The sequence below is a fragment of the Staphylococcus sp. Marseille-Q5304 genome (genome assembly GCF_943737015.1).
Lineage (GTDB): Bacteria > Bacillota > Bacilli > Staphylococcales > Staphylococcaceae > Staphylococcus > Staphylococcus hsinchuensis.
This window is the reverse complement of record NZ_CALSFP010000001.1, coordinates 277504-291098: the sequence shown is the minus strand read 5'-3', so window position 1 is coordinate 291098 and position 13595 is coordinate 277504. Positions and strand designations below refer to the sequence as shown.

Here is a 13595-nt window from a genome sequence, read left to right as displayed (position 1 = left end):
ATTCATAAAATAAAGTGACAATTTAGTAAAGAGTGATCTTCTATAGCTTATTATTGTTCCAACACTTAAATAATTTATTTAAAAAGAGTCTGAGACAAAAATAGGTGGCTCAGACTCTTTATCAACTTGGCAGTAGATGTCTGAATTGAAAATGCGCTTAGAACAAGCTTTTTTCAATCCTAGTCATCCTTGCCGGGGTGGGACTACGAAATCTCTATTAGAAAATTCGATTTCTGTCCTCGCTCCCTAAAATTCAAATTTATCTATGAAGGAATTTCAGAACGTTTACCTTTATGTTTTTTCACAACGGAAGCTAATAATACTGAAATAATACCAAATATCATAAATCCAATAAACATCCACATCGTGCTATTCATCTCAATAGAGTGTCCCATATAAAGTATTTCTCTTAAATTATTTGCATAATGCACGAATGGGTTCCAATCTACAATATAATCTTGATAGAATTTCGGTAACATTTGTTTAGGTAACATGACCATTTGCATACTAAAGAACATGAGTAATATAAAGATTGGTATTGATACCATACCTATCCAACTCATCGTACCTAATATTAAACTTATAAATCCTAAGATTGCGAGTGAAACAAATACTGCCATTTTATTTATGTCATTAAAGTCAAAGCCGAGTACGCCAGACATAAAGTATACATAGCCAAACCCACCAATAAATGCAGTGACGATTGCTGCAACTATTTGAGCACCAGCAGCGATTAGACGTTGTGTTACACCTACATTATTTGCAGTTCTAAATGCATAGAATAATAATACAGAAGTTATAATTGAACCCATCCATACGGGCATAAACATTAAGAACGGTGCGTTACCGTTAGCTTGATGGTCTTTCACCTTATTCGTCTTATGGCTGTCTACTTTAACAGGATTTGTCAATGCATGAATATCTTTCGCATCTACTTTCACGTGTTGTTTATCTAAAGTAGAAAGTCCTTGTTTAGTTATTTGATTATTTACGTTTGTACCAATTTTTTCTAAAATTTGTGAGGCCATTTGTGTTGTTTGTAAATTACCGCCACCGTTAACAAACGTTTTTATATGTGCCTTTTTAACATTTATATTTTGAGCGCCACCTGATTTAGACATCTTTTGTTGCATTTGTTTCGCTTGTGCAGGTGGAATTTCACCTGATTTAACTTTATCTTGCATTTCTTGTTTTTTACTGTCCATGGCAACTTTTTGTGTTTTACTCATGGCATGTTTAGAAAAGTTCTTTTCTAACACTGCTACACCATAATATTTTTGATTTTCCAAACCTTTACGTGCATCTTTTTCGCTATCTACTGAAACCCATTTGACTTTATCAGAATCACTATCCTTTAACTTGTCTTCTAAGTTTTTTCCAATATCGACTTTTTTATCTTGAATTTTAGTACCTTTGTCATGATTAACTATCGCTATTTTTAAATCTTTCGGTTTTGGATTGAATGCCGGATAAAAAGCAACTGAAAAAATGACCATCAATAATAATAAAACGACGGGCGCAAACCAAAATAATTTACTTTTAAAAATATTCACTTTGTATACCTCCTTTAAAATAATAAACAATGTGTTGAATATTTAATACATTGTCTATTATAATTAAATATATAAGACAAGCAATGACCAATTTCCCACATACTGTTCGTTAATCAACAAACTGTTGCAAATTGTCTATTTATGATTGGAGGTTACGTTATGGTTCAAGATCGACGCATTCGAAAAACGAAAGAAGCAATCCAGAACAACTTTTTAGAATTACTTAAAGAAAAAGACCTAGAAAAAATCACGATACAAGATATCGCAAATAAAGCAGATATAAATAGAGGGACATTTTACTTACATTATGAAGATAAATATTATTTACTATCCGAGATAGAAGATGAATATGTTCAAAGTTTGGCACGGAATGTGGATCTCAATGAGATAATTGATAACAGTGTAGATATTGAAACTTTTGCAGAGCGTTTTTTTGAAAATATCTTAAAAAAAATAGTAGCTTATATATATAAAAATATAGAATTTTACAAAGTGATTTTTACTTTAAATCGTACAAATCAATTGGAAGAAAAATTAGCTGCTTTAATGTATCAAAATATGGAAAAGCAACTTGCTCCTTCCAGGACCGTTTCTAATATACCTCTAGCATATTCCACAGTTACACTTACAGTGCAATGATTTCAATTATTAAGTATTGGGTTCTAGATGAAGATCGGATGCCTCCTGACGAACTCGTAAATCATATATTTAAAATTATCTTCAATGGACCGTTACGATTGATGGCAAATGAACAGGTGCAATAAAAATTATAAAGTTAAGTTGCTAACGACAACAAATTTCGCTAATATTAAAAAATACATTGTTAAGAAAGGAAATGTGTGGAATGATCAGGCCTTTTAAACATTCTGAAACGCATGAAGTGATTGAATGTCCTTTAGATAATCGTCCTACATGGATAAATGTGGTAGACCCCACTTTAGATGAAATTGAAACACTGATGACTTCATATGATATCCCGGAAGATTTTATTCGTGACCCCTTAGACTCAGAAGAAAGTGCACGTGTTGAATATGACGAAGATACAGGTTATTCACTTATCATCGTCGATTTTCCAATCGTTAATGACACAAATTTAAAAGTACTTTCTTTCATTACGATTCCATTAGGTATTATTATAGGAAATAAAAGAATTTTAACTGTGTGTAATGTAGAAAATGAATTTCTAAACAACTTTGCACGTCAAAATATTAATTTGCATTTCCATAGTCGTTTTGCTTTAAATATATTATTAACAATCGCCAATCACTATAATAGAAACCTTAGACTATTAAACAAAACAAGATTACGCATCGAACGTGATTTGAAAAATAATGTTACCAATAAGCAACTTTATAATTTAATGGAAGTTGAAAAAAGTTTAGTCTACTTCCTAGCTGCGTTGAAAGGAAACGACGTCATTATCAAAAAGTTATTTAGACTTCCAGCGATTAAGCGATTCGACGAAGATGAAGAATTACTCGAAGACTTAATCATCGAGAGTAACCAAGCTATAGAGACCACTCAGCTTTACACGGAAATACTTGAAAGTATTACAACTTCATATGCCTCTTTATTATCTAACGAAATGAATAATACGATGAAGACATTGACGTTGTTTACAGTATTTTTAACATTACCTACGATTGTATTTAGTTTCTTCGGTATGAATGTTCCATTACCAATTGATGATCATAGTTATACATCATGGGCAATTGTTATCATTATTTCTTTAGTATTAGTTACGGTTGTTGGCGCCTTCCTTTGGCGAAAACAGAAATTATGACTTCATTTTACTTAACACACAAAAAACCTGACGTGTTGAACTTATCGTTCAACACGTCAGGTTTTTTCTTATAACCATAGAAAGTTTTATTTTACTTCACGGTATTTCTTTTTAAAAGATAAACTGTATGTTACGCCAAAGGTAACAATAAATGTAATAACCATACCAATTCCATAATGTAACCATCCACTATGTGCCCCACTTATTGAAATAAATCCAGGCAGGCCTGCTGTTCCTAAAGCGATTGCTTTAACTTTAAATAACGCAACATACGCTGATCCTATTCCTGAACCGATAATCGCTCCTATGAATGGGTATTTTAACTTTAAATTCACACCAAACATTGCTGGTTCTGTAATTCCTAGTAATGAAGAAATACCTGCTGCAGATGCAACACCTTTTAACTTTTTATTATTTTTTACAATAACGAACGCAGCTATTGCTGCTGCACCTTGTGCAACGTTAGACATTGTTGCAATTGGGAAGATAAATGATCCGCCAGTTTTGGTACTGTCAGCTATCAATTGTGTTTCCACCGCAATAAAGCTATGATGCATACCTGTAATTACAATCGGAGCATAAAGTAAACCGAATATTAAACCACCAATTACGCCTCCGAACTCATATAACCATGTTAAACCATCTGATAACCAGTAACCTAAAGTTCTTGTTAAAGGTCCGACAAATAAAAATGTAACAAATGCTGTCGTTAATATAGTAACAAGTGGTGTAACTAAATTATCTAATACAGTCGGGACAACTTTACGTAATCCCTTCTCAATCGTAGCTAATATATAAGATGCCACTAACATTGGTAGTACTTGACCTTGATAACCGACTTGATTAATCTTCAGACCAAATAAATCCCAATGCGGGATGGATTTACCAGCTTCTAATGCCTTAGGGTAATCATATGCACTCATTAACTCAGGATGTACTAATATCATACCTAAAGCAGCTCCTAAGAATGGATTGCCTCCAAATCGTTTGGAAGCACTGAACCCTATCAAAATCGGTAATAGTGTGAATGGTGCATTCGCAAATATATTAATCATTTCTGCAAGACCTTTAAATTGGTCATGTACTTGAATTAATGATTGTTTATCATAAAATATACCAGGTGCAGTCAGAATATTATTAATCCCCATCAATAGACCACCAGCTACAATAGCCGGAATAATAGGTACAAAGATATCAGATAACATCTTTACAAACCTTTGGAAGGGGTTCATATTTTTATTGCCTTGTTCTTTCACTTCAGATGAAGTAGATGCTTCTTTACCTGTGATTTGCTCCATAGCAGCAAATACTTTATTCACAGTACCTGAACCGATTATAATTTGATATTGTCCCCCAGTTGAAAATGTCCCTTTGACGACATCCATCTCTGATAATTGTTTCTCTTGTACTTTACTTTCATCATTTAATACTAATCTTAGTCTTGTTGCACAATGTGCCATGGCATCGATATTTTCTTCTCCGCCAATCGCTTGAATGATATTTTCAGCAGATTTTTTATAATTCATAAATCAACCTCCCAGTTGTAGAACCGGTTCCAATTTTATTTATAATTATTGTAATCGTTTTCACTTTATAACGCAATAGCTACTATATATTAAGCCAATGTTTTTTACCATTTATCCAAGTACGTCGAGGTCATCTTTGGTAATTTGGTCACTGTAGCGTTTTATATGTTCAATAAAATAATCTTTCAATTTATTTATATTTTTCTCATTTGTTGGTACATCGCCTAGATGAACTTGCCACGCACGTGCTGGACACGCTGTATCTGAAAATTCTTTATGAAGTCGCACAGTTTCTCTTGTTATAGGAAGATTATATTTTTTTAGTAACAAAGCTGCTATCCAATAACTTGTTTCTTCATTTTCCATAAAGGCTTTATCTGATAAAACACCATTAATTAATGACTGACACCTTTCTATACCAATAAAATGTGCATTTGCAAATGGTTCACCGCAATGCCACTCTATATAGTTAGAAGGATGAAACCAATAACAACTTTCTTTATCTACATAAACACAGGCCCAACCTTTTTCTAATTCATCTTTATCAATACGGCGTTGCAACCATTGAATATAATCAACTGCTTTATTATTTTCTGCATCATCGTGCAAAACGACCCCGTGTATCTCAGGCTTTTTTTCTGTAATTTTCGCAGGTTGTTTATAATAATCGGAATATATGTGATGAAGCATACATTAATCTCCTTACTTAAATCGTATTTCAATGAAAATTTCGTTGATTTCAATTTTAACCAACGAATAATTAATGCTCAACTTCTTTGAACATTACTCCATCCCAAATAAAAATGCAGACGTTAATTAATAACGCCTGCACTTTCATAAATGTCAGAATTTATATTATTTAAATTGATTTCAAGTATGCTTTACCTTTTTCTTTATCATAAACCTTTTCCCATTTAGCAATAACAACAGTTGAAAGGGCGTTACCCATAACATTGACACAAGTTCTTACCATATCTAATAATCGGTCAATACCGATAATAAGTGCAAGACCTTCTGCAGGTAATCCCATTGAAGTTAATGTTGTAATTAATACTACGATAGATACACCAGGAACGCCGGCCATACCTTTAGATGCCACCATTAATGTCACCATCAATACGATTTGTTGACCAATCGACATATCTATACCATACATTTGTGCAACAAATAACGCTGCGATTGATTGATATAATGCTGACCCATCTAAGTTAAACGTATATCCTATTGGCACTACAAATGAAGTAATATCTTTTGGTGCACCAAATTGTTCCATTTTCTTCATTATAACCGGTAACACTGACTCTGAACTTGAAGTTGAAAATGCTAAAACTAATTCGTTTTTCAAAATCTTCATAATTGAGAATATGTTTACGCCACAAATCCACGCCACAATACCGAGTACAACAATTACGAAAAATACCATTGAACCAATAACCACTAACAATAATTTTAATAGTGGTAATAAAGCAGAAGCCCCGAATGTCATAATAGTTGTACAAATAAATGCGAACACACCAATTGGTGCTAATTTTAGGATTTTATTAATCATCCAAAATACTGCATCTAACGTACCACTTAAGACAGCTTTAACTGGTTCGCCTTTTTCGCCTACAGCCGATAAGGCGATACCAAAGAATACTGCAAAGAATATAATAGGCAATAACTCACCTTTAGTTAATGCTTCAAAAAAGTTGGTTGGTACAATATTTACAATAGTATCAATAAAATGATTACCATATGTAGATTCCTCTGCTGCTTTCGCTGAAGATTGATATGTTGATATATCACCTTTAGGCAATTTATCAGGATCTAATCCTGCTCCAGGTTTAAATAAATTTGCGAATATAATACCTAATCCGATTGCTATAGTTGTTATAATTTCAAAATACACAATTGTTTTCAGTCCATATCGACCTACTGTTTTTGACTCACCTACGTTTGAAATAGATAAAGCTAATGAACAGAACACAACTGGTATCACAATCATTTTGATTAAATTTAAGAATACATCGCCAAACGGTTTAATATAGTTGGCAAGTTCATCGTGACCATAAAGGAGTAACCCTACAATCACACCAAGGACCAATGCAATAATTACTTGCATCGGCAAGCTAATGTTCTTAATTTTTGTCATGCTATGTCTCCCCTTTTCTGACATTTCTCTATTATACCAAAATAATTTTTAGTTAGATATAACAAAATTGATGATACAGTGTATTTTGACAACTATATTATCAATATACCATTATATTTTATAAATAAGTAACATGTTTAATAGCTATGTTTTATTTCTTAAAAATCTAGTAAAATCAGTCATACGGTGTCAAATTACATTTTAAGATCCTTTTTCTATTGGAATAGTCTCAAATTTTCAAGCTATATTATTGTATTTTATATTTGAGTAAAATTAAGTATCTCAATTGCAAATATTTTACCTTAACAAATAAAAAGGATTGTTTCCTCTAACTTAGGAAACAATCCTTTTATTTAAGCTACGTAACGACACATAGCTCGTTTAATTTATATTGTAATCATCAATAGTTTGATTAAACTCATATTAATTATTTCATTTTGTATTTCTCATCAAACTTATTATGTTTGGCATCACGTACTTCTTTCTTAGTTTCTGAATCAAAGCCTTGAACGACTATACCTTTATAAGTACTAACTGGCTGTACATCATACACGACACCTTTGTCATCTTTAAATTTAATTTGTTTATAATACAATCCTTTTTTCGCACTATATAACGTTTTCTCTGATTTAACTTTATCAGTTAGATGTTCTTCCTTTAAATAATGATCTACAAGCTCAAGGTTTTTATGTCCTTGGTATGTTCTAAGACCTAAGAAAAAAGCAATTGCTAAAATTAACGAAATGACAAGCAATCCAAATACTTTTAAAAATGTCTTCATTGTTATACTCCTTCCATCAACAATTAAAACGTACTATATCATAAAAATAAATCATACATTTTATTGGAATCACCTAATTTAATTCATAACGGTAATAGTATGACTGAAAATATTACATTATTAAAGAGGAAAGTTCAGTTTGTAACAAAATTTTCTTATATTATCGACAAGTTTTTGTTTCTATTCATAAGGTTTTTATTTATAATTATAATTGAACGTTGTGCAGATTAATTAAACAACATTGCATTTTTTATATTCACAAAATCATCTATGCAAAATATGTTACAATATTTTATTTTAATTGAGAGTAAACACATACAACTTAAAATACTATAAATTCTTACTTAAAAGGGTGCACAACCGTTCCTTGACAATAAATACGGTTCATAATATCGTTAGTTTTCAAAAGGGGTGATTTAATGGAGAAAAAAGATAGTTATTTAGAGCGACAACTATGTTTTCTATTTTATGTTTCTTCAAAAGAAGTAATAAAGAAGTATACTTCATATTTAAAGGAGTACGATCTAACTTACACGGGATATATAGTGCTACTTGCTATTGAATCAGACGAGAAAATTAATATTAAAACACTAGGTAAATGTGTATTTTTAGATTCTGGTACGTTAACACCATTACTCAAAAAGCTTGAGAAAAAAGGTTATGTGACACGTACAAGAGAGCTCGAAGATGAACGTAGTTTAAAGATTTCATTAACAGAAAAAGGGGTTTCTATAAAAGACCCGTTATTAGATATATCCAAAAAGGTTTTCGGTGATTTAGATATGAACATCGATGAGGCAATTGAACTCAAAGAATCACTACAGAAATTTGTAAACAATCATTTTACTGACAATATTTAATATAAACGAGGTATTAAAAAGTCATATTGATCTCTATCCGCGTTCAATTAATACTTTTTCGTACCTCTATTCCCCCATACCCCTCCTTATTCCATTTTTATTTTTCGTATTCAATTAAGCATTATTACACTCTACTCCTATAAAATTTTATTTACCAATGTTTTGACTTTGACTTTCTTTGACTATTGTCTTACAATGAACTTGTAAGATTTTTTTTTCAACTATGAATAAAGGCTAGTTATAGTTATTTATTCAATAATGACTGACACAATATGACTGTATAAATGACAAATGTGATATTAACTGTTACATTACCTATATCACAAGCTCAATTGCAAATAACGATTGTTTTATTTTAATAAACAAATTAAGGAGTGATATGTATGGCTTTTGAATCTAAACCATTCAACAATTCAATTTCAGACATGAACCCTAGCAACTTAATTAAAGATTTCGGACGTACATTTTTCGAACAATTCCCTGGAAACAACATGATTAAGACTGATGTAAAGGAAACTGAAGGTGCTTATATTTTACAATCAGAACTTCCAGGATTTAACAAAGACGACATTTCATTACAATTCGAAAATAATTTACTAACACTTGAAGCAAAACAAACAACGCAAACAACTGAACAAGATGATAATGGACGTATTATTCATCAAGAACGTAGTTTCAACGATATGAAACGTCAATTTTCTTTTGAAAATATTGATGAACAAGCTATTAAAGCTTCTTATACTAATGGAATTCTTGAAATCACATTACCTAAAAAACCTAAAGCAGAACAACCTGTATCAAATATTCAAATTGACTAATACAAAGAAAGAGAGTCTGAGACAAAGAAAGATGTCTCAGACTCTTTTTAAACTATGCAGTATATGACTGAATTGAAAATGCGTTTATATCAAGCTTTTTTCAATCCTAGTCATCCTTCCGGGGTGGGACTAAGAAATCTTTATTAGTAAATTCGATTGCTGTTCCGCTCCCCGTTTTTTATATTAAAATGGTGGAGGTCCTAAAATAGATTCATCGAACTTCTCTGGAATTAATACCTTTCTCATAATAACGCCTAAATCACCATCTTCACTTTCATGTTCAGCGTAAATTTCATAGCCACGTTTCTTATATATATCGAGTAACCATGGATGCTTGCGTGCTGATGTGCCAAGTGTGACAGCTGCTGCTTTAAGTGTATCTCGTAAAAACGTTTCTTCTACATATTTCAATAAATAACTTCCTATCCCTTGACCGTCATATGATGGTTTCGTTGCAAACCACCACACAAAGGGATAAATACTAATTCGTCTTTTCCCTCCCCAAGGGTAACGCACTGTAATTGTCGATATGATTTCCCCCTCGATTTCTAACACAAATGTAGTATTATCAATAATATTCTTCTTAACATCTGATACTGAAGCATTTACTGATGGCCAATCTATCCCTAAATCTCTAAGTGGTGTAAACGCATCATACATTATTGCTTGAATTTCTTCAGCATCTGAAGTATCAGCAATTCTAATATTGTAATCTGACATTTTTTCACATCCTTTTAAGCTACTTTACTCTATAAGCGACATTAGAATAATATAATTATATGGACACATTACGCCTTTCACAGACTTTCAGTCAATTATTGTGTTTTGCTTTTTTATATAACCTCATGTTATAATCTAGTTAACAAAGATAAGATTCATGAATCACCAAACCCCCAATCTACGGTCATAGATTGGGGGTTTTTACGGTGAGGCTCATGTCGCCTATCTGTTACGATTGTTTAGCCAAAACGTGAACATCGCAACAATACACCCAGAGATGATGGGTGCAATAATACTCACAAAGATGAGATTCATGAATTCACCTCCTTCCATAGTCAGGTTCGCCTATGGAAGTTAAGGCGACTATATTATTATATCATTATTAAATACTTACACGCACCCGCTTCTCAAATAATCATTTTATTCATACTTATCTAACAAAACTGTAAGGTAGATATCATTTTTATTTAACGTATGTTTGAATAGTAATTGGAGGTGTTACACATCGAAAATAGAAATAATAACGATAACGTATTATCAGCACTAAGTTATTTTAGTATATTATTCGCGCCAGTGATTTTTCCATTACTTGTCTGGATTATTTCTAAAAAACAATCGGCACAACATGGAAAGCAAGCTTTCTTTAACCAGATTGTTCTATGGATTATGTTCTTTATTGCAAAGGGAGCTGACATATTCTATTCAGAAATTCCTGATAAACCTTTTGATAATCCAGAAATGATGCAAACTGGTGCCATTATCGTGTTAGTAATATTCGGTATCATCGCACTCATTTTATTTATTAAAAATATTGCTAAAGGCATTAAATTATTAACTAAAGAATAAAGAGTCTGAGACAAAAATAGGTGTCTAGACTCTTTATCAATTTGGCAGTAGATGTCTGAATTGAAAATGCGCTTAGAACAAGCTTTTTCAATCCTAGTCACCCTTGCCGGGGTGGGACTACGAAATCTCTATTAGAAAATTCGATTTCTGTCTCACTCCCTTTTTTATTTATTAAATTCTTTTTGAACTAACTTTTCTAAATTATCAAATGTGCTATTCATTCCAGCTTCCACGCCCATATCTAATAATTTTTGAGCGGCTTCCGCATCTGGTAATTCAGCTACTGATTCAACTGTCGAGGAGTTATCTTCATGCCCTATAAGACGAATCGTATTGTGCATACCGTCCATATTTTGATCTATATTGCCTTGTTCGTCAGCAAAATAATCATAGTAATCAATTAAATGAGGTGCTTCAACACGTTTATATTGTGCAACTGTATAACTTGTTGCCTCAGGTGCTTTGATAGCAAAAAATGCTTTTCCACCTGTTTCGACATTAAATTCGAATACTTCTAATGTTGCCCCTTCTGGATGGAACCATTTTTCAAATAAATCCTGCTCTGTATAAGCTTTAAATATATTCTCTTTTGTCGTATTAAACTTTCTAGTGAAAATAATTTTATTTTCTTCTACTCTTAAAGCCATTTAATCATCCTCTTCTTCCATAATGACATATGATGTCACTTTTTTAATTTTTGCATCTTTCTTATGACTTTCAAATTCAAAAAAGTCGGCAAAATGTGTAATGGTACCATCTTTAGTTATTTGTTTACCATCCACTGATCCCATTTTACCATGAGAGATATTATGTTTGACTTCAATAGAAGTGATGGCTGTTTTATGTTCATTGAGCTCGCTAATGAAATCTTCCAAACTATATGTTTCTTGATTATAGCCAGCTATTTCCCAAACCATATTGTCGTCGGCTATCTTTTTCAATAATGCATCATCAATCGTTGCAGTCCCGATGATAAAATCAATCATCCTACGTCGTTTCGGGGCATTATCGCAATTTAAATCTCCTTCGAATTCAAATGGTAGGTTAGTAATGGCTTCGTGTTTAAAGTTTAATCCAATTTCTTTTAATGCAGTTTGCAATCTCTCTATTGCTTTAGGCCCTACCCCATGCGTATCTAATAATGCCAAACGTTCATATTCGGCGACCTCTTCTAATGTAGTTACTCCTAAATTATCTAAAGCATTTTTAGCAGGCTTTCCAATATTTGGTAATGCTGTCGTCATGTCATATCGCCCCCTTTTTAAGTACCATTACCCGTTTACATAGCTTTCAATACAATATTTTTTTGTCAGAAACAACGTCTTTCGTAAAATGCACTATCTTTTATTATAAGGTAGTTGACAAACGATTATTTCCATACTATCTTACTATATAAGATAGTGAAAAGAGGGATACGATGTCTATATCCGATCAAATGATGAAAGGTTTGCTAGATGGCGCAATTTTAAGCTTAATCGCACAAAACGAAACATATGGTTATGAAATTTTAGATAAGTTAAAGGCCCAACAATTTCCAGAAATTAGTGATGGTAGTATTTATCCAGTTTTATTGAGGTTAAGTAAGAAAGGTTACGTCTCTTCAGTAACAAAGAAGTCTGACAGTGGTGGTCCAAGAAGGAAATACTATTCAATTACTGACTCTGGTTTAGCAGAATTAAATAAATTTAAGTATAAATGGAACTATTTGAATCACGGTATGAATAATTTAATGAGGAGTGTTGATGATGTTGAGTGACAAAGCTGAAAATTTTTTAATAAAACTGAAAGCCGAATTGCTCTTAAGAGGTAAAAATGAAACTGAAATTGAAGAAATTATAGATGAATTACACGATCATCTTGCGATAGCAGAAGCGAACAATGAAGATGTTTCTAGTATAGTCAATACACCTATCAAAGCATACGCTGATAATTTCTCAGAAGAACTGAGTCGAGACACCGGTTTAGGCAAATTCATCTATTATTTAGCAACATTCTTAATATTGATATTTATTATTCCACGTATGATAGACAACTCTTTCACATTAAGTTTAAGTCTAATATTATATATTACTTTTGGTTATCTATTAGTATTTATTTTTGATTTAATTGTTTTAAAAAAAGCGATTGTACGTTGGGGAGATAATAAAAAAACGTATATTGTAGTTGGTATATGGTCAGTTACAGCTTTCTTACTATTCATTGGATTAGAATGGTTAACTCGTCACTATCCTCTTGTTACTTTTTGGAATCCAAGCTTTATTACCAACATTATAATGGGGAGCATATTATTAGTTATCTCCGTAATTATAACTATTATTAAAAAACAAAAATTTTTCGGTCTGATTCTCATAGGACTTTGTCTACCTGAAATTATCGGTTTGCTAGTCACTGGAAAAGATTATACCAATACTAATTTTCTTATTATTTCATTAATAGGACTTATTATTTTTAACTGTGCTTTTATAGGCTATACTATATATGCATATTATAAAGACAAACGATCTAAAAATTAAATTTCACATAAAAAAACCAGCCATTTCATTGAGTTGATGAAATGGCTGGTTTCTTTTAAAA

Annotated in this window: 15 protein-coding genes and 1 pseudogene; 7 read left to right on the top strand and 9 right to left on the bottom strand. The window is 31.9% G+C overall.

The features are described 5' to 3' along the window. Nucleotides 1-263 precede the first annotated feature (263 nt). Nucleotides 264-1553 carry a YhgE/Pip domain-containing protein gene (locus NGI30_RS01310; RefSeq protein ID WP_251517616.1) on the bottom strand — a complete coding sequence of 430 codons (1290 nt, stop codon included), beginning with the start codon at nt 1551-1553 and terminating at the stop codon, nt 264-266. 159 nt (nt 1554-1712) lie between these two features. Here NGI30_RS01310 and NGI30_RS01305 point away from each other — a divergent pair. Both NGI30_RS01305 and NGI30_RS01300 read left to right on the top strand, forming a co-directional pair. Next, a pseudogene (locus NGI30_RS01305) lies at nt 1713-2317 on the top strand (TetR/AcrR family transcriptional regulator). Between the two features lie 80 nt (nt 2318-2397). Then, nucleotides 2398-3336 (top strand): magnesium transporter CorA family protein, encoded by a 939-nt coding sequence (locus NGI30_RS01300; protein WP_251517611.1) that lies wholly within the window; start codon nt 2398-2400, stop codon nt 3334-3336. An 86-nt stretch (nt 3337-3422) separates the two neighbouring features. Here NGI30_RS01300 and NGI30_RS01295 read toward each other — a convergent pair whose 3' ends face one another. The 4 genes from NGI30_RS01295 to NGI30_RS01280 form a co-directional block, all read right to left on the bottom strand. Further along, nucleotides 3423-4862: a sucrose-specific PTS transporter subunit IIBC gene (locus tag NGI30_RS01295; RefSeq protein WP_251942494.1), complete on the bottom strand. Its 1440-nt coding sequence runs from the start codon at nt 4860-4862 to the stop codon at nt 3423-3425. Nucleotides 4863-4973: 111 nt separating this feature from the next. Continuing rightward, nucleotides 4974-5552, bottom strand: a complete 579-nt coding sequence (locus NGI30_RS01290) for a peptidoglycan recognition protein family protein (RefSeq protein ID WP_251517605.1) — start codon at nt 5550-5552, stop codon at nt 4974-4976. A gap of 169 nt (nt 5553-5721) precedes the next feature. After that, nucleotides 5722-6996 carry a cation:dicarboxylate symporter family transporter gene (locus NGI30_RS01285; RefSeq protein WP_251517603.1) on the bottom strand — a complete coding sequence of 425 codons (1275 nt, stop codon included), beginning with the start codon at nt 6994-6996 and terminating at the stop codon, nt 5722-5724. A gap of 427 nt (nt 6997-7423) precedes the next feature. Next, a complete protein-coding gene (locus NGI30_RS01280; protein WP_251517599.1) occupies nt 7424-7777 on the bottom strand; it encodes a DUF3139 domain-containing protein in 354 nt (117 codons plus the stop codon). A 419-nt stretch (nt 7778-8196) separates the two neighbouring features. Here NGI30_RS01280 and NGI30_RS01275 point away from each other — a divergent pair, with 419 nt between their 5' ends. Beyond that, nucleotides 8197-8637 carry a MarR family winged helix-turn-helix transcriptional regulator gene (locus NGI30_RS01275; RefSeq protein WP_251942493.1) on the top strand — a complete coding sequence of 147 codons (441 nt, stop codon included), beginning with the start codon at nt 8197-8199 and terminating at the stop codon, nt 8635-8637. Between the two features lie 383 nt (nt 8638-9020). Further along, the gene (locus NGI30_RS01270; RefSeq protein WP_251517593.1) at nt 9021-9455 is read left to right on the top strand and encodes an Hsp20/alpha crystallin family protein; all 435 of its coding nucleotides are present in this window, start codon (nt 9021-9023) and stop codon (nt 9453-9455) included. Between the two features lie 183 nt (nt 9456-9638). Here the strand turns inward: NGI30_RS01270 and NGI30_RS01265 are convergent, their stop codons facing one another. Both NGI30_RS01265 and NGI30_RS01260 read right to left on the bottom strand, forming a co-directional pair. Beyond that, entirely contained in the window at nt 9639-10175 is a 537-nt protein-coding gene (locus NGI30_RS01265; RefSeq protein ID WP_251517590.1) for a GNAT family N-acetyltransferase, read from the bottom strand. A 222-nt stretch (nt 10176-10397) separates the two neighbouring features. Next, nucleotides 10398-10490, bottom strand: a complete 93-nt coding sequence (locus NGI30_RS01260) for a type I toxin-antitoxin system Fst family toxin (protein ID WP_251517587.1) — start codon at nt 10488-10490, stop codon at nt 10398-10400. A gap of 180 nt (nt 10491-10670) precedes the next feature. Between NGI30_RS01260 and NGI30_RS01255 the strand changes: the two genes are divergently transcribed. Further along, nucleotides 10671-11021, top strand: a complete 351-nt coding sequence (locus NGI30_RS01255) for a magnetosome magnetite crystal formation protein family (protein ID WP_251517585.1) — start codon at nt 10671-10673, stop codon at nt 11019-11021. Between the two features lie 164 nt (nt 11022-11185). Here NGI30_RS01255 and NGI30_RS01250 read toward each other — a convergent pair whose 3' ends face one another. Together NGI30_RS01250 and NGI30_RS01245 are read right to left on the bottom strand one after the other, a co-directional pair. Then, nucleotides 11186-11668 carry an SRPBCC family protein gene (locus NGI30_RS01250; RefSeq protein WP_251942490.1) on the bottom strand — a complete coding sequence of 161 codons (483 nt, stop codon included), beginning with the start codon at nt 11666-11668 and terminating at the stop codon, nt 11186-11188. Then, nucleotides 11669-12265 carry a helix-hairpin-helix domain-containing protein gene (locus NGI30_RS01245; RefSeq protein ID WP_251942489.1) on the bottom strand — a complete coding sequence of 199 codons (597 nt, stop codon included), beginning with the start codon at nt 12263-12265 and terminating at the stop codon, nt 11669-11671. A 173-nt stretch (nt 12266-12438) separates the two neighbouring features. Between NGI30_RS01245 and NGI30_RS01240 the strand changes: the two genes are divergently transcribed. Both NGI30_RS01240 and NGI30_RS01235 read left to right on the top strand, forming a co-directional pair. Further along, a complete protein-coding gene (locus NGI30_RS01240) occupies nt 12439-12777 on the top strand; it encodes a PadR family transcriptional regulator (protein WP_251517580.1) in 339 nt (112 codons plus the stop codon). After that, nucleotides 12764-13534 carry a hypothetical protein gene (locus tag NGI30_RS01235; RefSeq protein WP_251517578.1) on the top strand — a complete coding sequence of 257 codons (771 nt, stop codon included), beginning with the start codon at nt 12764-12766 and terminating at the stop codon, nt 13532-13534. The genes NGI30_RS01240 and NGI30_RS01235 overlap by 14 nt, the downstream gene beginning before the upstream one ends. Nucleotides 13535-13595: the final 61 nt, after the last annotated feature.

Bases quoted from the DNA above. Each gene is read 5' to 3' on its own strand.
- NGI30_RS01240 (WP_251517580.1), top strand. From the start codon at position 12,439: ATGTCTATATCCGATCAAATGATGAAAGGTTTGCTAGATGGCGCAATT.
- NGI30_RS01265 (WP_251517590.1), bottom strand. From the start codon at position 10,175: ATGTCAGATTACAATATTAGAATTGCTGATACTTCAGATGCTGAAGAA.
- NGI30_RS01285 (WP_251517603.1), bottom strand. From the start codon at position 6,996: ATGACAAAAATTAAGAACATTAGCTTGCCGATGCAAGTAATTATTGCA.
- NGI30_RS01295 (WP_251942494.1), bottom strand. From the start codon at position 4,862: ATGAATTATAAAAAATCTGCTGAAAATATCATTCAAGCGATTGGCGGA.
- NGI30_RS01290 (WP_251517605.1), bottom strand. From the start codon at position 5,552: ATGCTTCATCACATATATTCCGATTATTATAAACAACCTGCGAAAATT.
- NGI30_RS01235 (WP_251517578.1), top strand. From the start codon at position 12,764: ATGATGTTGAGTGACAAAGCTGAAAATTTTTTAATAAAACTGAAAGCC.
- NGI30_RS01280 (WP_251517599.1), bottom strand. From the start codon at position 7,777: ATGAAGACATTTTTAAAAGTATTTGGATTGCTTGTCATTTCGTTAATT.
- NGI30_RS01260 (WP_251517587.1), bottom strand. From the start codon at position 10,490: ATGAATCTCATCTTTGTGAGTATTATTGCACCCATCATCTCTGGGTGT.
- NGI30_RS01300 (WP_251517611.1), top strand. From the start codon at position 2,398: ATGATCAGGCCTTTTAAACATTCTGAAACGCATGAAGTGATTGAATGT.
- NGI30_RS01275 (WP_251942493.1), top strand. From the start codon at position 8,197: ATGGAGAAAAAAGATAGTTATTTAGAGCGACAACTATGTTTTCTATTT.
- NGI30_RS01245 (WP_251942489.1), bottom strand. From the start codon at position 12,265: ATGACGACAGCATTACCAAATATTGGAAAGCCTGCTAAAAATGCTTTA.
- NGI30_RS01270 (WP_251517593.1), top strand. From the start codon at position 9,021: ATGGCTTTTGAATCTAAACCATTCAACAATTCAATTTCAGACATGAAC.
- NGI30_RS01250 (WP_251942490.1), bottom strand. From the start codon at position 11,668: ATGGCTTTAAGAGTAGAAGAAAATAAAATTATTTTCACTAGAAAGTTT.